The 18,677-nt window shown below is 65.4% G+C and carries 18 protein-coding genes; 11 read left to right on the forward strand and 7 right to left on the reverse strand.

The window, feature by feature from the left end; translation table 11 throughout:
- The first annotated feature begins 25 nt into the window (after positions 1 to 25).
- The 4 genes from CLU87_RS18435 to CLU87_RS18450 all read left to right on the forward strand — a co-directional run bounded on the left by CLU87_RS18435 (position 26) and on the right by CLU87_RS18450 (position 4,966).
- On the forward strand, positions 26 to 838 hold the full coding sequence (locus CLU87_RS18435; protein WP_056060067.1) for an ABC transporter ATP-binding protein: 813 nt from the start codon (positions 26 to 28) through the stop codon (positions 836 to 838).
- Positions 839 to 1,063: 225 nt separating this feature from the next.
- A complete protein-coding gene (locus CLU87_RS18440; RefSeq protein ID WP_056059711.1) occupies positions 1,064 to 2,311 on the forward strand; it encodes a phenylacetate--CoA ligase family protein in 1,248 nt (415 codons plus the stop codon).
- Between the two features lie 346 nt (positions 2,312 to 2,657).
- Positions 2,658 to 3,644, forward strand: a complete 987-nt coding sequence (locus tag CLU87_RS18445) for a tripartite tricarboxylate transporter substrate-binding protein (protein ID WP_056059714.1) — start codon at positions 2,658 to 2,660, stop codon at positions 3,642 to 3,644.
- A gap of 248 nt (positions 3,645 to 3,892) precedes the next feature.
- Positions 3,893 to 4,966 carry a Bug family tripartite tricarboxylate transporter substrate binding protein gene (locus tag CLU87_RS18450; RefSeq protein WP_369804342.1) on the forward strand — a complete coding sequence of 358 codons (1,074 nt, stop codon included), beginning with the start codon at positions 3,893 to 3,895 and terminating at the stop codon, positions 4,964 to 4,966.
- 111 nt (positions 4,967 to 5,077) lie between these two features.
- Here the strand turns inward: CLU87_RS18450 and CLU87_RS18455 are convergent, their stop codons facing one another.
- Entirely contained in the window at positions 5,078 to 5,392 is a 315-nt protein-coding gene (locus tag CLU87_RS18455) for a DUF1840 domain-containing protein (RefSeq protein ID WP_056059719.1), read from the reverse strand.
- Positions 5,393 to 5,401: 9 nt separating this feature from the next.
- Positions 5,402 to 6,688: a class I SAM-dependent methyltransferase gene (locus tag CLU87_RS18460; RefSeq protein WP_099732240.1), complete on the reverse strand. Its 1,287-nt coding sequence runs from the start codon at positions 6,686 to 6,688 to the stop codon at positions 5,402 to 5,404.
- Between the two features lie 113 nt (positions 6,689 to 6,801).
- Here CLU87_RS18460 and CLU87_RS18465 point away from each other — a divergent pair, with 113 nt between their 5' ends.
- Genes CLU87_RS18465 through CLU87_RS18490 form a run of 6 tightly spaced genes read left to right on the forward strand, consistent with a single transcriptional unit; the run spans position 6,802 to position 13,776 of the window.
- Entirely contained in the window at positions 6,802 to 9,153 is a 2,352-nt protein-coding gene (locus tag CLU87_RS18465; protein WP_099731399.1) for a bifunctional salicylyl-CoA 5-hydroxylase/oxidoreductase, read from the forward strand.
- Positions 9,154 to 9,159: 6 nt separating this feature from the next.
- Positions 9,160 to 9,651 carry a MarR family winged helix-turn-helix transcriptional regulator gene (locus CLU87_RS18470; RefSeq protein WP_099731400.1) on the forward strand — a complete coding sequence of 164 codons (492 nt, stop codon included), beginning with the start codon at positions 9,160 to 9,162 and terminating at the stop codon, positions 9,649 to 9,651.
- Positions 9,648 to 10,502 (forward strand): enoyl-CoA hydratase family protein, encoded by an 855-nt coding sequence (locus tag CLU87_RS18475; RefSeq protein WP_099731401.1) that lies wholly within the window; start codon positions 9,648 to 9,650, stop codon positions 10,500 to 10,502. Before CLU87_RS18470 ends, CLU87_RS18475 begins: the two co-directional genes overlap by 4 nt.
- A 4-nt stretch (positions 10,503 to 10,506) precedes the next feature.
- Positions 10,507 to 11,703: an acyl-CoA dehydrogenase family protein gene (locus CLU87_RS18480; protein WP_099731402.1), complete on the forward strand. Its 1,197-nt coding sequence runs from the start codon at positions 10,507 to 10,509 to the stop codon at positions 11,701 to 11,703.
- A gap of 4 nt (positions 11,704 to 11,707) precedes the next feature.
- Complete coding sequence (locus tag CLU87_RS18485; protein ID WP_099731403.1) at positions 11,708 to 13,375, forward strand: AMP-binding protein; 1,668 nt, start codon at positions 11,708 to 11,710, stop codon at positions 13,373 to 13,375.
- 2 nt (positions 13,376 to 13,377) lie between these two features.
- Positions 13,378 to 13,776, forward strand: a complete 399-nt coding sequence (locus CLU87_RS18490) for a RidA family protein (RefSeq protein ID WP_055400021.1) — start codon at positions 13,378 to 13,380, stop codon at positions 13,774 to 13,776.
- Here CLU87_RS18490 and CLU87_RS18495 read toward each other — a convergent pair.
- On the reverse strand, positions 13,721 to 14,689 hold the full coding sequence (locus tag CLU87_RS18495) for an EamA family transporter (RefSeq protein ID WP_099731404.1): 969 nt from the start codon (positions 14,687 to 14,689) through the stop codon (positions 13,721 to 13,723). The two genes, CLU87_RS18490 and CLU87_RS18495, sit on opposite strands and share 56 nt — an antisense overlap.
- A 97-nt stretch (positions 14,690 to 14,786) precedes the next feature.
- Between CLU87_RS18495 and CLU87_RS18500 the strand changes: the two genes are divergently transcribed.
- On the forward strand, positions 14,787 to 15,248 hold the full coding sequence (locus CLU87_RS18500; RefSeq protein ID WP_056059735.1) for an Lrp/AsnC family transcriptional regulator: 462 nt from the start codon (positions 14,787 to 14,789) through the stop codon (positions 15,246 to 15,248).
- A gap of 36 nt (positions 15,249 to 15,284) precedes the next feature.
- Here CLU87_RS18500 and CLU87_RS18505 read toward each other — a convergent pair whose 3' ends face one another.
- The 4 genes from CLU87_RS18505 to phnC are packed head-to-tail and all read right to left on the reverse strand — an operon-like array spanning position 15,285 to position 18,577.
- Entirely contained in the window at positions 15,285 to 15,869 is a 585-nt protein-coding gene (locus CLU87_RS18505) for a phosphonate degradation HD-domain oxygenase (RefSeq protein ID WP_099731405.1), read from the reverse strand.
- Between the two features lie 13 nt (positions 15,870 to 15,882).
- Positions 15,883 to 16,689 carry a phosphonate ABC transporter, permease protein PhnE gene (gene phnE / locus CLU87_RS18510; protein WP_099731406.1) on the reverse strand — a complete coding sequence of 269 codons (807 nt, stop codon included), beginning with the start codon at positions 16,687 to 16,689 and terminating at the stop codon, positions 15,883 to 15,885.
- Between the two features lie 34 nt (positions 16,690 to 16,723).
- On the reverse strand, positions 16,724 to 17,671 hold the full coding sequence (gene phnD / locus CLU87_RS18515) for a phosphonate ABC transporter substrate-binding protein (RefSeq protein ID WP_056059741.1): 948 nt from the start codon (positions 17,669 to 17,671) through the stop codon (positions 16,724 to 16,726).
- 45 nt (positions 17,672 to 17,716) lie between these two features.
- The gene (phnC, locus tag CLU87_RS18520) at positions 17,717 to 18,577 is read right to left on the reverse strand and encodes a phosphonate ABC transporter ATP-binding protein (protein WP_099731407.1); all 861 of its coding nucleotides are present in this window, start codon (positions 18,575 to 18,577) and stop codon (positions 17,717 to 17,719) included.
- Positions 18,578 to 18,677: the final 100 nt, after the last annotated feature.

Below are 18,677 nucleotides of genomic sequence, written 5' to 3' on the forward strand. Positions count from 1 at the left end.
TGGATTGGTACAGGAAGGCAAGACCATGGACTCCAACAGCAATATCGTTCTCAACGTCAACGGCATCGAGGTCATCTACAACCACGTGATTCTGGTGCTCAAGGGCGTCTCGCTGCAGGTGCGCGAGGGCTCCATCGTGGCCATTCTGGGCGGCAATGGCGCGGGCAAGACCACCACACTGCGGGCCATCTCCAACCTGCTGCAGGGGGAGCGCGGCGCGGTCACCAAGGGCTCCATCGAGCTGCGTGGCGAGCGCATCGAGAACCTGTCGCCCGCCGACCTGGTGCAGCGTGGCGTGGTGCAGGTGATGGAGGGGCGGCACTGCTTTGCCCACCTGACGATCGAAGAGAACCTGATGACAGGCTCCTACACCCGCACCAGCAAGGCCGAAATCGCGGCCAACCTGGAGAAGGTCTACAACTACTTTCCGCGTCTCAAGACGCGCCGCACCTCGCAGGCGGCCTACACCTCGGGTGGCGAGCAGCAGATGTGCGCCATCGGCCGCGCGCTCATGGCCAACCCCAGCATGGTGCTGCTGGACGAGCCCTCCATGGGCCTGGCCCCACAGATCGTGGAGGAGGTGTTCAACATCGTGAAGGATCTGAACACCAAGGAGAAGGTCACCTTCCTGCTGGCCGAGCAGAACACCAACATGGCCCTCAAGTATTCGGACTACGGCTACATCATGGAAAGCGGCCGCGTGGTGATGGACGGCGCCGCGAGCGACCTGGCCAACAACGAGGACGTCAAGGAGTTCTACCTGGGCGTGGGCGGCGGCGAGCGCAAGAGTTTCAAGGATGTCAAAAGCTACAAGCGGCGCAAGCGCTGGTTGGCTTAGGGAGCCTCCTGAGGCGCTGACGCGCCATACCCCTCAGGGGGACGCCACCAGCGCGGCGGGGCGGCCCTTGCGCGGTGGCGCTGGCCTTCGGCAGCGTGGGAGACCAGGGCTGTACTCCTTTTCAGACTGCGGACGAATTCACTCTTAAATTTATAGCTGCTTACGCTTGATCGAAAAGCGCTAGAGGCATATTTCACTCAAACAATCTCACAAGGAAACCCAGGCATGAGCACGTTCTATGACGCCCTGGAAACACGCAGCCCCGCAGAGCGCGAAGCGGCGCTGATGGCTGCGCTGCCGCAGCAGATCGCCCATGCCCAGAAGGCATCGCCCGCTTTTGCCAGCATCCTGGCTGGTGTGGATGCCACCACCATCACCGGCCGCGCAGCCCTGGCGCAGCTGCCCGTCACGCGCAAGTACGAGCTGCTGGAGCGCCAGCAGGCAGGCCGCGCGGCCAACGTGTTTGGCGGGTTCAGTGCACTGGGCTTCGGGCCGGGTATGACCCGGGTTTTTGCCAGCCCCGGCACCATCTACGAGCCCGAGGGCACGCGTCGCGACTACTGGCGCATGGCGCGGGCGATCCACGCAGCGGGCTTTCGCAGCGGCGAGTTGATCCACAACAGCTTCAGCTATCACTTTGTGCCTGCGGGTTCGATGATGGAGACCGGCGCCCACGCGCTGGGCTGCACTGTCTTCCCCGGTGGCACGGGCCAGACCGAGCAGCAAGTGCAGGCCATGGCCGAGCTGAAGCCTGCGGGCTACATCGGCACGCCCAGTTTTCTGAAAATCATCGTCGAGAAGGCTGCAGAGATGGGCGTGGCGCTGCCCACCGTCACCAAGGCCCTGGTGTCGGGCGAGGCCTTCCCGCCCTCGCTGCGCGACTGGTTTGCCGAGCGTGGCATCGCGGGCTACCAGTGCTATGCCACCGCCGACCTGGGCCTGATTGCGTATGAAACCTCGGCCCGCGAAGGCCTGGTGCTAGATGAAGGCGTGATCGTCGAGATCGTGCGTCCCGGCACGGGCGACCCCGTGCCCGAGGGTGAGGTGGGCGAGCTGGTCATCACCACGCTCAACCCTGACTACCCGCTGATCCGCTTTGGTACTGGCGACCTGTCGGCGGTGCTGCCGGGCCAGTGCCCCACCGGCCGCACCAACACCCGCATCAAGGGCTGGATGGGCCGGGCCGACCAGACCACCAAGGTGCGCGGAATGTTCGTGCACCCCGGCCAGATCGCCACCATCGCGCGGCGCTTTCCACAGGTGCAGCGCGCCCGGCTCGTGGTCAGCGGCGAGATGGCCAACGACCAGATGGTGCTGCAGGTGGAGACCACCGAAACCGCCGAGGGCCTGGCCCACCAGCTCAGCGACGCCATCCGCGAAGTGACCAAGCTGCGCGGCGAGGTGCAGATGGTGCCCCCGGGCACACTGCCCAACGATGGCAAGGTCATCGAAGACGCGCGCAGCTACAAGTAGCCCCTGAGAGCCCGCTGACGTTCTCGCAGGGGCCGCAGGAGCGCTGCGTGAGCCGGTGCTGGCAGCGCCGGCACGCATGCTAGCGCCCAAAAGATGTGCATGCACATCAATGGCCAGGACATCGCGCCTGCACTTGCGACAGCGCAAAACATGTCCACTTTGCGTGCCGGGGTACCGCAGTGTTTACCCTTACAAATGCTATCTTTTGAATAGCATTCAAGCCAATAAATATCTGCGCTACAGACCTTTTTGGCTTAAAGACCATATGGCTTGTGTGCTACGTACTATCCGCAATGTTGCCGGAAATGCCCCTCGCTATCATGGCCCGTCATTTACAGGAGCACCCATGAAAACAACGCTGAAACTCGCCCTCGTCGCTGCCGCTGCAGTGGCCGCCTTTGGCGCCCATGCGCAGGATTTCCCCGCCAAGGACAAGACAGTCACCCTGGTGGTGCCCTTTGCGGCGGGTGGCCCCACCGACCGTGTGGCGCGCGACCTGGCCGAGGCGCTGCGCAAGCCTTTGGGCGCGACCGTTGTGGTGGACAACACCGCCGGCGCAGGCAGCTCGATCGGTGCCGCCCGTGTAGCCCGCGCCACACCCGATGGCTACACGCTGCTGCTCAACCACATCGGCATGTCCACCATGCCTGCGCTGTACCGCAAGCTGTCGTTCAGCGTACCCAACGACTTTGAATACCTGGGCATGGTCAACGAAGTGCCCATGACGCTGATCGCTCGCCCCACCATGCCCGCCAACAACTTCAAGGAGTTGACCGCCTGGATCCAGCAGAACAAGGGCAAGATCAACCTGGGCAACGCGGGCCTGGGCGCGGCCTCGCACCTGTGCGGACTGATGTTCAAGTCCGCCCTGCAGACGGACATGACGGATGTGCCTTACAAGGGCACGGCCCCTGCCATCACCGACCTGATCGGCGGCCAGATCGACCTGCTGTGCGACCAGACCACCAACACCACCAGCCAGATCGAAGGCAAGAAGGTCAAGGCCTATGCCGTGACCACCGCCAAGCGCCTGACCACGCCCGCGCTCAAGGACCTGCCCACCCTGGCCGAATCCGGTCTGAAGGACTTCAACGTGAGCATCTGGCACGGCCTGTACGCCCCCAAGGGCACGCCAGCCGATGTGCAGAAGAAGATCAACGAAGCCCTCAAGGTCGCGCTGAAGGACCCTGAGTTCATCAAGAAGCAGGAAGCCCTGGGCGCTGTGGTCATCACCGACAAGCGCATCGATGGCCCGGAACACAAGAAGTTTGTGGCGGCTGAGATCGACAAGTGGGGCGCCGTCATCAAGGCCGCTGGCACCTACGCGGACTGATGCTCCCGCACCCGGCAGGGGTCTGAACGCAGCCCTGCCAGTCCCCCAAAAAAGCCGCCGCGTTGCGGCTTTTTTCATGGGTGTGTGGTGGGGTGTTACTCGCACCATGCGCAAGACATAGCGCCTGGCAAATCCCATGCGCCGACAGGATTGGGGTTATCCATCTGCCCCCAATGCGCCAACGCGCGTAGAACCAGGGCAGACCTTTCTCCTCTCCCCGACATCAAGGATCGATCTCCATGGCACGCATTCCCCTCCACGCACCCACTCGCCCATCCGGTGCGACAGTCGCCGTGCACCCACTTCGTGCGCGACGTCGCCAGGCGCTGACCCTGGCCGCCAGTGCGCTGGCACTGGCCTGCGCGGCGGCGCTGCTGCCCACCATGGCGCGCGCCCAGGGGGCATGGCCCACCAAGCCGGTGCGCATCGTCGTGCCCTTTGCGCCCGGTGGCACGACCGACATCCTGGCCCGCGCCATGGCGCCCGAGCTGTCCAAGGCCTTCGGCCAGCAGTTCATCGTGGACAACCGTGCCGGCGCCGGCGGCAATGTGGGCGCGGAGATCGTCGCCAAGTCGCCCGGCGACGGCTACACGCTGTTGATGGGCACCGTGGGCACCCACGGCATCAACCGTGCGCTGTACGCGAAGCTGCCGTACGACCCCATCAAGGACTTTGTGCCCATCACCATGGTGGCGGCTGTTCCCAATGTGATGGTGATGAATGCCGACAAGGCCAAGGCCCAGGGCATTCACAACGTGCAGGATTTCATCCGGGTGGCCAAGGCCAACCCCGGCAAGATGAACATGGCCTCCAGCGGCAACGGCACGTCGATCCATCTGGCCGGCGAGCTGTTCAAGAGCATGACCGGCACCTTCATGCTGCACCTGCCCTACCGTGGCTCGGGCCCGGCGCTCATGGACATGGTGGCGGGCAATGCGGACGTGATGTTCGACAACCTGCCCTCGTCCATGGCGCAGATCAAGGCCGGCAAGCTCACCGCGCTGGCCGTGACCAGCTCCGAGCGCTCGGGCGCCCTGCCCGATGTGCCCACCGTGGAGCAGGCGGGCGGCCCCACACTCAAGGGCTACGAAGCCAGTTCCTGGTTCGGTCTGCTGGCCCCGGCGGGCACACCCGCCGACATCGTCAACCGCATTCAGCAGGAAGTCGCCAAGTCACTGGCCACGCCCGCCATGAAGGAGCGGCTGCTGGCACAAGGCGCCATCCCCGGCGGCAACACCCCGGCGGAATTTGCCAAGCACATCGACAACGAGCACAAGAAGTGGGCTCAGGTGGTGAAGACGTCGGGGGCCAAGGTGGATTGAGGGTTGGCGCCACCGCATCAGCCGTGGCGCGACCATTGGCTGCGGCGCCAGCCGAACGTACGCAGCCAAGCTTAACAACGCTCGCTAGCGGCAGACGTACTCGCGATCAGGTCACACACCCCACACTACATCCACGTCCGCCGCAGCACTGCGCTTGAGCATCTCGATGAACGGCGCAGCACGCTGGCGCAGGCGCACGGCCTCGTTGATTTCTTCAGCCGCGGCCTCATCGTTTTCCTGGGCTTCGGGCTGGGCTTCGTCGGCGATCACGGCCGCCTCCAGCGCGGCAATGGCGCCGGGAATCTGGGCAGCGGTCACGATGCCGCTGGCGCCGGGTGTCTTGCCGATGATGGTCACGATCTGGCGCCCCTGGGGTTCGAGCATGATCAGGTCGGCGGTGGCACGGGATTTGAACTTGTAGAGCATGGTCAAGGCCTATCGGAAGAGGTTGCCAGGGTCCGCATACATGTAGTCGCGGGTGAACGGATAGCTCGATTGTGCGCCGGGCAAAAGGCCTCTGGCCGTGTCGCCATCCGGCTTGATGGCCAGCATCTGGTGCAGCGCCATCCAGCCACGTTCAAAACCCAGGGCGCTGCCCGCAAGGTACAGGCGGTACGCACGCAAGACCTTATCACCCGGTTCCTCCCCTCCCTGTGCGACCAGCACCTCACGGGCTGCAGGCAATCGGACTTCGAGCCCGTCGGACCACGCCCACAGCGTGCGCGCATAGTGCGGGCGCAGGTTCTCGGTGTCCACCATCTCCAGGCCCGCGCGCGCCATGTCGTGCAGCACCGCGCTCACATGCAAAAGCTCGCCGCCGGGGAAGATGTACTGCTCGATAAAGTCACCCATGCCTGCGCCCAGCTGCGCGTTGTCTGAGCCCCCGGCCGTGATGCCGTGGTTGAGCACCAGCCCGCCCGGGCGCAGCAGGCGGGCCACGGTTTCAAAATAACGCAGCATCTGCGCGCGGCCCACATGCTCGAACATGCCCACCGACGCGATCTTGTCGAAGGGCTGCTCCACCTGCAACTCGCGGTAATCCACCAATTGCATGCGCACGCGCCCCTGCAGCCCACGCTCTTCAATGCGCTGCTGCACATGCGCATGCTGGTTGCGCGACAGCGTGATGCCTGTGGCATCCACGCCGTAGTGCTCAGCCGCCCACAGCAGCAGGCCACCCCAGCCCGCGCCAATGTCCAGGAACCGGTCGCCGGGCTGCAGCTGCAGCTTGCGACAGATGTGGTCGATCTTGGCCTCTTGTGCCTGGGCCAGTGTCAAGTCGGGCGATCGGTAGTAGGCACACGAATACACGCGGCGCGGATCCAGCCACAGCGCGTAGAAGTCGTCCGACAGGTCGTAGTGAAACTGCACATGGCGCGCGTCGTGCGCCAGCGTATGCGACGCCATGGACCGCGCGCGTGCCAGCACCCGCCGCCACCAGCCGAGGTGTTGGTCGCGGGCCGGGTCGCGGGTCAGCAGGCCTGCGGCCGCAACCATCAGGTCGCGCATCCCGCCTTCCAGCGCCACACGCCCCTCGACGATGGCAGCCCCCACGCTGCCGATTTCGCCTGTGGCCAGCGCCACCAGGGCCATGCGGTCGCGAAAGCGCAAGGTGACGGCGGGCTCGGGCGCGCCCAGTTGCTGGCCCGCAGGCAACTGGACCGCCATCGGCACCGGCAAGGCCGCCAGCCGCCCCTCCAAGGTGTGCAGCAAGTGCTTCATGCGGAGCATCTTGAAAAATTTGCTGCACTGCGTCAACACCCCGCAATGGCATCAGGGGTTTCGCCGGGAAGGCCCCATTGACAGTATTTTGTTTAAGCCTAAACTATTTTGACATGAACATCCTCTGCATTGGCGGTGGGCCCGCCGGTCTCTACTTCGCACTGCTCATGAAGCAGCAAAACCCCTCGCACCGCGTCACGGTGGTCGAACGCAACCGGCCGTTCGACACCTTCGGATGGGGGGTGGTGCTGTCGGACCAGACGCTGGCCAACCTGCAGGCGGCGGATGCGCCCACGGCAGCCCTGATCGGCGACGCATTCAACCACTGGGACGATATCGAGGTGTTCTTCAAGGGGCGCAGCGTGCGCTCCACCGGCCACGGCTTCTGCGGCATTGGCCGCAAGCGCCTGCTCAACATCCTGCAGGACCGGTGCCTGGCGGTGGGCGTGGAGCTGGTGTTCGAAACCGACGTGGCCGACGACCAGGCGCTGGCTGCGCAGTACAACGCCGACCTGGTCATCGCCAGCGACGGCCTCAACAGCCGCATCCGCACCCGCTACGCAGCCACCTACCAGCCAGACATCGATCTGCGCCAGTGCCGCTTCGTATGGCTGGGCACCAAGAAAAAGTTCGACGCTTTTACGTTTGCTTTCGAGCAGACCGAGCATGGCTGGTTCCAGGCCCACGCCTACCAGTTTGACGCCGACACCTCCACCTTCATCGTCGAAACGCCCGAGGCCGTGTGGAAGGCCCACGGCCTGGACCAGATGGAGCAGCCCGAGGCCATTGCATTCTGCGAAAAGCTGTTTGCCCAATACCTGGACGGCAACGCGCTCATCAGCAACGCCACGCACCTGCGCGGTTCGGCCAACTGGATCCGCTTTCCGCGCGTGATCTGCAACACCTGGGTGCACCGCGAGACCGTTGGCGGCAAGCGTGTGCCCATCGTGCTGATGGGCGACGCAGCGCACACGGCACATTTCTCGATTGGCAGCGGCACCAAGCTGGCGCTGGAAGACGCCATCGACCTCGCCAACGAGTTCGCCACCGGCCTGCCCATGGACGAAGTGCTGCAGCACTATGAAGCGCGCCGCAGCGTGGAGGTGCTTAAGATCCAGAACGCCGCGCGCAACAGCACCGAGTGGTTTGAAAACGTGGCGCGCTACGCCGGCATGCCCGTGGAGCAGTTCACCTACTCGCTGCTCACGCGCAGCCAGCGCATCAGTCACGAGAACCTGCGGCTGCGCGATGCCGCGTGGCTGGAGGGCTATGAGGCCTGGCTCGCGGGTGGCAAGGCCGCGATTCTGCCCATGCTCACGCCCTTCACGCTCAAAGGCCTCACGCTCAAGAACCGCATCGTTGTCTCGCCCATGGCCACCTACAGCGCAGTCGAGGGCGTGCCGCAGGACTTTCACCTGGTGCACCTGGGCGCGCGCGCCCTCGGCGGCGCGGCGCTGGTGATGGTGGAGATGACCAGCCCCACGCCCGAGGGCCGCATCACCCCCGCCTGCCCCGGTCTGTGGAACGACGCACAACAAGCCGCCTTTGCGCGCGTCGTCAACTTTGTGCACGGCAGCAGCACGGCCAAGATCGGCCTGCAACTCGGCCACAGCGGCCCCAAGGGGTCCACCCGCGTGGGATGGGAGGGCACGGACGAGCCGCTGGAGGCGGGCAACTGGCCCCTGCTGGCCGCCAGCCCCATCGCCTATGGCGCGCAGAACCAGACACCCGCCGCCATGACCCGCGCCGACATGGACCGCGTGACCGCCGCTTTTGTGGACAGCGCCCGCCGGGCCATGGCCTGCGGCTTTGACTGGCTGGAGCTGCACTGCGCACACGGCTACCTGCTGGCCAGCTTTTTGAGCCCCGCCACCAACCAGCGTACCGATGCGTACGGCGGCAGCCTGGAGAACCGCTGCCGCTACCCGCTGGAGGTGCTGACCGCGCTGCGCGCCGTGTGGCCGGCCGACAAGCCGCTGAGCGTGCGTATCTCGGCCCACGACTGGCTCCCTGACGGAAATACTGCCGACGACGCCATCGCCATTGCGCGCTTGTTCAAGGCCGCAGGCGCGGACCTGATCGACGTGTCCTCCGGCCAGACCACGCGCGACTCGCGCCCCGTCTACGGCCGCATGTACCAGACGCCGTTTGCCGACCGCATCCGCAACGAAGTGGGCATTGCCACCATGGCGGTGGGCGCGATCACCGAGGCCGACCACGCGAACAGCATCATCGCGGCCGGCCGCGCCGACCTGTGTGCCATGGCCCGCCCCCACCTGGCCGACCCGGCCTGGACGCTGCACGCCGCTGCGCAACTGAGCCCCGTGGCCGCAGCGCACACCGACTGGCCCGTGCAATACCACAGCGGCCGCGACCAGATGCTGCGCGAGATTGCCAAGCAAAAGCAGATGGCCGCGCAGGACGCCCCGGCGCAGGAATCCAGCAAACCCGCAGCCATCGAGTAAACCACCATGGACCTCGAAGCCCGCCTGCACGGCGCCGCCCCCAGCGAACACCCCGAGGCCCTGCGCCTGTGGCTGCGCCTGCTCACCTGCACCCAGCTCATCGAAAAGCAGGTGCGCAGCCACCTGCGCGCGCAGTTCGACACCACCTTGCCGCGCTTTGACCTGATGGCACAGCTGGAGCGCGTGCCGGACGGCATGAAGATGAAGGAACTCTCGCGCCGCATGATGGTGACGAGCGGCAACATCACCGGCATCACCGACCAGCTCGTGGCCGAAGGGCTGGTGGAGCGCATGGACGTGGAGGGTGACCGCCGTGCGTACCTGGTACGCCTCACGCCACAAGGCCGCGAGCAGTTCAACACCATGGCACGCCAGCACGAGCAATGGATCGTCGAAGCCTTCGCCACGCTGGGCGAGCGCGACATAGCCACCTTGTACCGCCTGCTGGGTAAGGTGAAAGAGCACACACAAAACAATTCTTTGGAGGCAGCCGAATGAAACACTACATCGGGGCGAACAACCCCATGCGCGATCAGTTCAACCCGCAGGCCAGCTACGTCGCTGAGCACTTCGCATGGAGTTTTGCCGATGGCGTGGGCACCGTCACGCTGAACCGGCCGGACCGCAAGAACCCGCTGACTTTCCAGAGCTATGCCGAGCTGCGCGACTTCTTCTACGCGCTGCGCTTTGCCACCGACGTGAAGGCCATCGTCATTACCGGTGCGGGCGGCAACTTCTGCTCGGGCGGCGACGTGCACGAGATCATCGGCCCGCTGACCACCATGACCATGCCCGAACTGCTGGAGTTCACGCGCATGACGGGCGACCTGGTCAAAGCCATGCGCGCCTGCCCGCAGCCCGTGCTGGGCGCCATCGACGGCATCTGCGCCGGTGCGGGCGCGATGATGGCGCTGGCCTGCGACATGCGCTACGGCACCGAGGCCACCAAGACCGCCTTTTTGTTCACCCGCGTGGGCCTGGCCGGTGCCGACATGGGCGCCTGCGCACTGCTGCCGCGCATGATCGGCCAGGGCCGCGCCAGCGAACTGCTGTTCACCGGCCGCGCGATGACGGCGCACGAGGGTCTCGCCTGGGGCTTCTTCAACGATCTGTATGAGAGCGCCGACCTGCTGGCCAACGTGCAGGCCACGGCGCGCACGCTGGCCGACGGTCCCACCTTCGCCCACGGCATGACCAAGACCATGCTGAGCCAGGAGTGGAGCATGACCATCGAGCAGGCCATCGAAGCCGAAGCGCAGGCCCAGGCCATCTGCATGCAGACCGAAGACTTCCGCCGCGCCTACGAAGCGTTCGCCGCCAAGCAAAAGCCCGTGTTCCAGGGAGATTGAACCCATGCACGTCGCAACGCCCCCGGCCCCCCGCCCGCCCTCGACGGCGCACCTGGCCCTGCCCTTCTTCGACGATGCCCACCGCGCGCTGGCCGAGGGCCTGCTGCCCTGGGCCGCTGCGCAAGAGGTCGATGAAACCGACGACCGCGCCGCCTGCCGCGACTGGGTGCAGCGCCTGGGCGCGGGCGGCTGGCTGCGCTACTGCGTGCCCGCGGCGCACGGCGGCGCGCTGCCGGCGCTCGACTCGCGCGCGCTGGTGCTGCTGCGCGAGACCCTGGCCTACCACTCGCCGCTGGCGGACTTTGCGTTTGCGATGCAAGGACTGGGCAGCGGTGCGATCACGCTGGCGGGCAGCCCCGCGCAGCAGGCGCACTACCTGCAAGGCGTGGCGCGTGGCGAACTGATTGCTGCGTTTGCGCTGAGCGAGCCCGAGGCGGGATCAGATGTGGGCGCTATGCAAACCATAGCTGCCAGCACAGATTCGACTAGCGCTACAGGCACTTTTTGCTTGAACGGCACCAAAACCTGGATCAGCAACGGCGGCATCGCCGACTTCTACTGCGTGTTCGCTAAGACCAACCCGAGCGGCGGCACGCGCGGCATCAGCGCCTTCATCGTCGATGCGAACACGCCGGGCCTGGACGCCTCGCGCCATATCCATGTGATGGCGCCCCACCCGCTGGCCACGTTGCAGTTCACCAACTGCAACGTGCCCGCCACCGCGCTGCTGGGCGACGAGAGCGGCGGCTTCAAGCTGGCCATGCGCACGCTCGACATCTTCCGCGCATCGGTGGCCGCCGCCGCACTGGGCATGGCGCGCCGCGCACTGGCCGAGGCCGTGCACCACGCCCGCCAGCGCCGCATGTTCGGCCAGACGCTGGCGGACTTCCAGCTCACCCAAGCCAAGATCGGCGAGATGGCCGCGCTGGTGGACAGCGCCGCGCTGCTCACCTACCGCGCGGCCTGGCTGCGCGACACGGGCCAAGCCCGGGTCACTGCAGAAGCAGCGATGGCCAAGATGACCGCCACTGAAAACGCCCAACGCGTCATCGACATGGCGCTGCAGCTGCACGGCGGGCGCGGCGTGGAAGTGGGCAGCAAGGTCGAATCGCTGTACCGCGACATCCGCTCGCTGCGCATTTACGAAGGCGCCACCGAAGTGCAGCAGCTCATCATCGGTAAGGCCGTTTTGCAGGAGTAATCGCATGAAAGCCCCCTCCGCCCAGCCCGACCATTTCGTGCACGACCGCATGCCTGCACCCGAGGCCTGGCCCACGCTGCGCTACGACCTGCCGGAGCTGCAGATCGCCAACCAGGCCAACCTGGTGCAGGCGCTGTTCGACCAGGCCGAAAGTGCGGGCCACATCGACCGCCCCCTGTTGCGCGGCCCGCACCGCACGTATACCTACCGCGACGCCCGCATCGAGGCCGCGCGCATTGCCGAGGTACTGACGCAGGACCACGGCCTCGTGCCCGGCAACCGCGTGCTGCTGCGCGGCGGCAACACGGTGGAGATGGCGCTGGCCTGGCTGGGCACGGTCTACGCCGGTCTGATTGCGGTGGCCACCATGCCGCTGCTGCGCGCGGTGGAGCTGGGCAGCATCATCGACCGCGCCCAGCCTACGCTGGCGCTGTGCGACGGCCGCCTGCTGGCCGAACTGCAGACGGCGCAAACACAGCTCCCGGTGCTGGCTACCGTCGTGCCGTTTCACACCGCGCCCGATGCGGCAGACCTGCTGCAGCGTGCGCAGGGCAAGCCCGGCACCACGCCGCCCTGCCCCACGTCGGCGGACGACATCGCGCTGATGGCGTTCACCTCGGGCACCACAGGCTCCCCCAAGGCGGCCGTGCACACGCACCGCGATGTGCTGGCAGGCTGCGAGGCCTGGCCGCGCCATGTGCTCAAGGCCACGCCCGACGACATCGTGGCGGGTTCTCCTCCGCTGGCGTTCACCTTCGGCCTGGGCGGCTTGCTGGTGTTTCCGATGTGGGCCGGGGCCAGCGTGTACTTTCCGGACCAGCCCTACACCCCCGAAACCATGGTGCGGCTGATGCGCGACGCGGGCGTGACCATCTGCTACACCGCCCCCACCTTCTATCGGCAGATGGCACCGTTCGCCAAGCAGATCGGCCTGCCCCAGCTGCGCACCAGCGTGAGCGCGGGCGAAGGCCTGCCCGACGCCACACGCCAGTTGTGGAAGGAGGCGACTGGCCTCGACATGACGGACGGCATCGGCGCCACCGAGATGTTCCACATCTTCATTTCCTCGCCCGGTGGAGAAAGCCGGCGCGGCGCCATCGGCAAGGTGGTACCCGGCTACACCGCGAAGGTGGTAGATGACAACGGCAACGAGCTGCCGCGCGGCACCGTGGGCAAGCTCGCGGTGATCGGCCCCACGGGCTGCAAGTACCTCGACGACCCGCGCCAGGCCAAGTACGTGAAGGATGGCTGGAACTACCCGGGCGATGCGTTCACGCAAGACGCTGACGGCTACTTTTTCTACCAGGCACGCGACGACGACATGATCATCACCGCCGGCTACAACGTGGGCGGCCCCGAGGTGGAAGACGCCCTGCTGCGCCACCCGGCCGTGGCCGAGTGCGGGGTGATCGGCGTGCCCGACGAAGAGCGCGGCATGGTGGTCAAGGCCATCTGCGTGCTCAAGCCCGGCCACACCGGCGACGCCGCCATGGTCAAGACCCTGCAGGACCACGTGAAGGCCACCATCGCCCCGTTCAAATACCCACGCGTGGTGGAGTTTGTGACAGCCCTGCCACGCACCGAAACCGGCAAGCTGCAGCGTTTCAAGCTGCGCCAGGGTGCGGCCGCATCACCCTCCACCACATCGCCCACTTCCACAAAAACAACATGACGATGAAAAACACCCTTTTGCAGCCCGAAGGCTGGGTCACCCCCAAGGGCTACGCCAACGGCGTGGCCGCACGCGGCACCATGGTCTTTACCGGCGGCCAGATCGGCTGGAATGCGCAGCAGCAGTTTGAGAGCGACGACTTCATCGACCAGACGAGGCAGACGCTGCTGAACGTGCGGGCGGTGCTGGAGGCTGGCGGCGCAGGCCCCGAACACCTGGTGCGGCTGACCTGGTACGTGACCGACCGCAACGAATACAACAGCCGCTTGAAGGAGCTGGGCGCGGTCTACCGAGAGGTGCTGGGCAAGAACTTTCCGGCCATGGCCTGCGTGCAGGTGGCGGGGCTCATGGAAGAGCGCGCGAAGATCGAGATTGAAGCAACCGCTGTAATCCCGGACTGAGCTTTTCCAGCCACCGCTGCAGCGCTTGCCCATACAGAATGAACGCCAGCGCCGCCCCAATCAACGGCAGCGCGGCAAACACCCAGCCCGTGAGCAGCTCGCCCCCCAGCGCCACGCCCACCAGCAAAGCCACCGCAGGGTTCACAAACGAATAGCTGCCCGCCAGCGCGGCCGACGTGTTCTGCAGCAGCCACAGGTACGCATTGAGCGCTACCAAGGTGCCAAACACCAGCAGGTAGACCCACGCTGCCCACGACTTGGCAGTGACCTGGCCCAGGGCGCTCAACGGCTCAAACCACAACGCCACCACCAGCCCCATGGAGCCCCCCGCAAACCACTGCGCGGCCGATGCCATGGCGGGCGCAGGTAGCGACAGCTTGCGCGATGCATACGAGCCCACGCTCCAGCACAGAGGTGCACCGAAGGCCAGCAGCGCACCGAGCCAGGTGGCTGAAAAGTCGCCCTCCAGCGCCAGCAGCAGCGCACCCACCACGCCCAGGGCCAGACCGATCCAGCTGGTGAACGGCACGCGCTCGCCGCCCCAGCGCGACCAAAGTGCCAGCCACATCGGCATGGTGGTGACCACCGTGGCCATCAGGCCCGAGCCAATGCCCAGCTTTTGCGCAAAACCCATCAGGTTCATGGCCAGAAACACCATGCAGCCGCCCACCACAGCCGAGTTGCGCCATTGCACCCACGTGGGCAATGCATGGCCTTGCCACAGCGCAATCAGCAGCATCACCCCCCCAGCACACAGAAAGCGGATCGCATTCATCAGCAGTGGCGGCATGCTCTGCAGCGCAATACCAATGGCGAAATAGGTAGTGCCCCACACGATGTAGACCAGGAGCAGTGCCATGGCCACCGCCCCTTTGCGCTGTGCATGGGCTTGCGCATTGAAAATTGCCGGCATATTCTTCACCTGACCGAATAATTTATGGAAGCCGCGAGGTTTTCGGAATTTTTACCAAAATCGAGCGGTTATGCAAGCAAATATTCAGACAGATGACATGGACGCCAGAATTATTTCGGCGCTAGGCGCCGATGGCCGACGTTCCTATGCCGATGTGGGGGCCGAAGTGGGACTGTCCACCGCCGCCGTGCATGAGCGCGTAAAGAAGCTCCTGGACAAGGGCGTGATTCGCCGGTTTTCGATCAGCGTGGACCCGGAACGCGTGGGGCTGAACTTCACCGCGTTTGTGGCGATCCGCAACGATGGCGGCGCGCACTGCCGCGACATTGCGCCGCGCCTGCGCGGTATCCCCCAGGTGGAGGAGTTGCACAGCGTGGCTGGCGAGCACGACTTCCTGGCCAAGATCCGCACCACGCACGCGCGCGGGCTGGAGGACGTGCTCTACCAGATCAAGGCGATTCCCGGCGTGGCGCGCACCACGAGCACCGTGGTCCTGAACACCGAATTCGAGGACCGGCCGCTGGACCTGGGCTGGGTGAATGGCGACAAGGGAGGTTGATGCGTTGGGGCGGCCTCGGCTTGGTCGCGCGGCTTTTTACGCAGCCACCGGGGCGAGTTCAGCCGCAGCGGCAACCGCCGCCGGAACTGGCACCAGCCGCTGCACCAGCGCCATGTAGTAGCCCAGCGGGGGCGTGACCAGCCCCGGCACCTTGGCATGGTCGTCATAGCGGCGCAGACGGATGGCCTCCTGCGCAAAGGGCTGGGCCGCAAACTGCATCGCCTCTTTGGGCGTGAAGGGCCCGCCCTGAAGCACCAGGCTGTGCTGCGATGCGGGCGACAGTGTCTCCCAGTACCCCGGCTCCATGGTGCACAGGTAGCGCTTGGCATCCACATGCAGGCGGATGGGCTCCAGCACCGCGTCGGGCAGCAGGCCCCGCAAGAACGGGATGGCCATGTACTGGTGCAGGTCGTCCTGCTCGGCCGAGTCGCCCCCGGGCGCCAGCAGGTGGCCGAGGTCGTGCAGCAGGGCCGCGACGACAGTGGCCGGGGTTTCACCCGATTTTTCGGCCCACTGTGCACACTGCAGCGCATGCTCCAGCTGGCTGACCGCCTCGCGGCCGTACTGGTTCACGCCCCGGGTAGCGAGCAGGTGGGCAATGTCTTCAAGGTTCAATGCCATGGTGTGCTCCTTGTCAGACCAGTGCCTTGCGGATGCGGGCCGACACCAGGTCGATGACGCTCACCGTGACCACGATGATGAGCATCACGGCGCAGGTTTCGGCGTATTGGAAGCCCCGGATGATTTCCCACAGCACCACCCCAATGCCTCCGGCGCCCACCATGCCCACCACCGAGGCCGAGCGCACGTTGGCCTCGAAGCGGTAAAGCGTGTACGAGATCCACAGCGGCATGACCTGCGGAATCACGCCATAGATGATTTCATGCAGTGCGCTCGCACCGGTGGAGCGGATGCCTTCCACGGGCTGCGGATCAATCGCCTCCACGGCTTCGGAGAACAGCTTGGCCAGGGTACCCGAGGTGTGGATCCACAGGGCCAGGACACCCGCAAAAGGCCCCAGGCCGACGGCCACCACAAACAGCATGGCAAACACCATTTCGTTGATGGCGCGGCACGCGTCCAGCACGCGGCGCACCGGCTGGTAGACCCACCAGGGCACGATGTTGGACGAAGCCAGCAGTGCCAGCGGCACGGCGGTGACCACCGCCAGCGCCGTGCCCCACAGCGCGATCTGCAGCGTGACCAGCATCTCCTGCACATAGATCTGCCACTGCGAAAAATTGGGCGGAAAGAACTCCGCCGCATAGCTGACCATGTTGCCCGAGTCGTTCCACAGATCGAACGGGCGCATGTCGGCGCCCTTCCAGGACGCCGCCAGCAACACCAGCAGGATGCCCCACGACAGGTACCAGGCCAGGCTGCGCTTGGGCGACGTGGTGTTGGCCAGCGTGGCCAGCGAGGGATTCAAAGCAGAGGACATGGAGACACCCGGGTCGCAACAAGAAACCTACGGATTACTTCAACGACGCCAGCTGCTGGTCGATCTCGGCCAGGCGGGTCTTCTTGTCAGAATCAGCCAGCGTCGCGTCGGCCTCGATCTTGTTGCGCTTGCCGAACAGGTCCAGCTGGCGGATGGGGGTGAGCTGTGCGTTCGTTGATGGCTTGAAGCCCGAGAGCTTGGAGATCTTCATCACGATCTCCTTCTCGCGCGCATCGGTCTTGGCGTAGTTGTAGAAGAAGTCGCGGATCTTGGTCTTGGTGGCCTCGGGCAAGTCCTTGCGCATCACCAGCGGGTCCAGCGGAATCAGGGGCGAGGTCCAGACGATCTTGATGTCCTTGAACTTCTCGGGCTGGCGCTCCTTGATCTTCTCCAGGTTCTCGCTGTTGTTGGTGGCAACATCGACCTGCTTGTTGGCCACGGCCAGCGCGTTGGTCTCGTGGTTGGCACTGCGCGTGATCTTGAAGTGCGTCTTCGCGTCGATCTTGTTCTGTGCAAAGGCGTAGTAGCCGGGCACCAGGAAGCCCGAGGTGGAGTTGGGGTCGCCGTTGCCAAAGCTCAGCGACTTGCCGTTCTTGAGCACGTCATCCAGGGTGGCCAGGGGGCTGTCCTTGTGCACGATGAGGTGCGAGTAGTAGCCCTGCGTGCCGTCTGCGTTCACCATCTGCGCGAAGACTTCGCCATTGGCGCGGTCCACGGCTTCCATGGCCGACTTGTTGCCCAGCCAGGCCACCTGCATTTTGTTGAAGCGCATGGCTTCGATGAGGCCTGCGTAGTCGGATGCAAAGAAGGCGTTGATCTTCAGACCGGTCTGCTTGGCCATGTCATCCAGCAGGGGCTGCCAGTCGGCCTTGAGGTTTTGCGAGGCCTCGGTCGAGATCATGCCGAAGTTGATGTCCTGAGCCAACGCGCCCGTGGTCAAACCCAGCCCGATCGTCAGGGCGGCACACAGTTTCTTGAACATGTTGAAAACTCCAGAGAAAGGAATTGAAAAGAAACAAAAGACCGTTCAGGCGGCCTGGACCATGGCGGGCGTCCACTGCGGGACGGGTGTTGGGGCATGCACGGGTGCTGGTGGGGCACCCGCTGCATCCGACAGAATTTCGTCGGCGTGCACGCCATACAGGCTGCGCAGCAGTGCGGGCGTGAGGGCCGCCGACGGGCCGTCGTACACCACCTGGCCGTGGTGCAAGGCCACCACGCGGGGGCAGTATTTGATGGCCACATCCACCTGGTGCAGCGACACGATGACGGTACAGCGGTCCTCGCGGTTGATGCGGGCCAGGATGTCCATGACCTTGCGCGAGGACTCGGGGTCCAGCGAGGCGATGGGCTCGTCGGCCAGCACCACCTTGGCGCCCTGCACCAGCGTGCGGGCAATGGCCGCGCGCTGCTGCTGCCCGCCGGACAGGGTGGAAGCACGTTGTGCATGGCATTCGGCAATGCCCACGCGGTGGAGCGCTTCCAGCGCCAGTGCGCGCTCCTGCGGCTTGAACATGCGCAGCCAGCCGCGCCACCAGGGCGTGCGGTGCAGCAGGCCCACCAGCACGTTCATCAACACCGGCAAGCGGTCCACCAGATTGAACTGCTGGAACACAAAGCCCACCTGCGAACGCACCTTGCGGATGTCGCTGTGGATGCGCCCGCCCTGCTGCACGCAGCGGCCGTCCACCTCGATCAGCGAATCGCTGGCCGCATCGGCTACCACCAGGCCCGCCACATGACGCAGCAGGGTGGACTTGCCCGAGCCCGAGGCACCAATCAGCGCCACCATCTCGCCGCGCTGCACGGTGAGGTTGATGTCGCGCAGGGCGTGTTTGCCGTTGGCGAAATGCTTGTTCAGTTGGTGGATGTGCAGTGCGGCGGTCATGGCAGCCTCCTGGGGGTTAAGTCGTCTAGACAACCGGAGTGTGGTTGTCGGGCGTGACAGTGCTTTGACAGTTGGGAGAAGTTTGGATGTCAGGAAACGA

The sequence above is a fragment of the Acidovorax sp. 59 genome, assembly GCF_002754175.1.
Classification (GTDB): Bacteria; Pseudomonadota; Gammaproteobacteria; order Burkholderiales; family Burkholderiaceae_C; genus Acidovorax; species Acidovorax delafieldii.

Coding starts and splice junctions, on each gene's coding strand:
- CLU87_RS18445 (WP_056059714.1), top strand. CDS start 2,658: ATGAAAACAACGCTGAAACTCGCCCTCGTCGCTGCCGCTGCAGTGGCC.
- CLU87_RS18495 (WP_099731404.1), bottom strand. CDS start 14,689: ATGCCGGCAATTTTCAATGCGCAAGCCCATGCACAGCGCAAAGGGGCG.
- CLU87_RS18465 (WP_099731399.1), top strand. CDS start 6,802: ATGAACATCCTCTGCATTGGCGGTGGGCCCGCCGGTCTCTACTTCGCA.
- CLU87_RS18460 (WP_099732240.1), bottom strand. CDS start 6,688: ATGAAGCACTTGCTGCACACCTTGGAGGGGCGGCTGGCGGCCTTGCCG.
- CLU87_RS18485 (WP_099731403.1), top strand. CDS start 11,708: ATGAAAGCCCCCTCCGCCCAGCCCGACCATTTCGTGCACGACCGCATG.
- CLU87_RS18455 (WP_056059719.1), bottom strand. CDS start 5,392: ATGCTCTACAAGTTCAAATCCCGTGCCACCGCCGACCTGATCATGCTC.
- phnC (WP_099731407.1), bottom strand. CDS start 18,577: ATGACCGCCGCACTGCACATCCACCAACTGAACAAGCATTTCGCCAAC.
- CLU87_RS18470 (WP_099731400.1), top strand. CDS start 9,160: ATGGACCTCGAAGCCCGCCTGCACGGCGCCGCCCCCAGCGAACACCCC.
- phnE (WP_099731406.1), bottom strand. CDS start 16,689: ATGTCCTCTGCTTTGAATCCCTCGCTGGCCACGCTGGCCAACACCACG.
- CLU87_RS18480 (WP_099731402.1), top strand. CDS start 10,507: ATGCACGTCGCAACGCCCCCGGCCCCCCGCCCGCCCTCGACGGCGCAC.
- CLU87_RS18435 (WP_056060067.1), top strand. CDS start 26: ATGGACTCCAACAGCAATATCGTTCTCAACGTCAACGGCATCGAGGTC.
- CLU87_RS18440 (WP_056059711.1), top strand. CDS start 1,064: ATGAGCACGTTCTATGACGCCCTGGAAACACGCAGCCCCGCAGAGCGC.
- CLU87_RS18475 (WP_099731401.1), top strand. CDS start 9,648: ATGAAACACTACATCGGGGCGAACAACCCCATGCGCGATCAGTTCAAC.
- CLU87_RS18505 (WP_099731405.1), bottom strand. CDS start 15,869: ATGGCATTGAACCTTGAAGACATTGCCCACCTGCTCGCTACCCGGGGC.
- CLU87_RS18500 (WP_056059735.1), top strand. CDS start 14,787: ATGGACGCCAGAATTATTTCGGCGCTAGGCGCCGATGGCCGACGTTCC.
- CLU87_RS18490 (WP_055400021.1), top strand. CDS start 13,378: ATGAAAAACACCCTTTTGCAGCCCGAAGGCTGGGTCACCCCCAAGGGC.
- phnD (WP_056059741.1), bottom strand. CDS start 17,671: ATGTTCAAGAAACTGTGTGCCGCCCTGACGATCGGGCTGGGTTTGACC.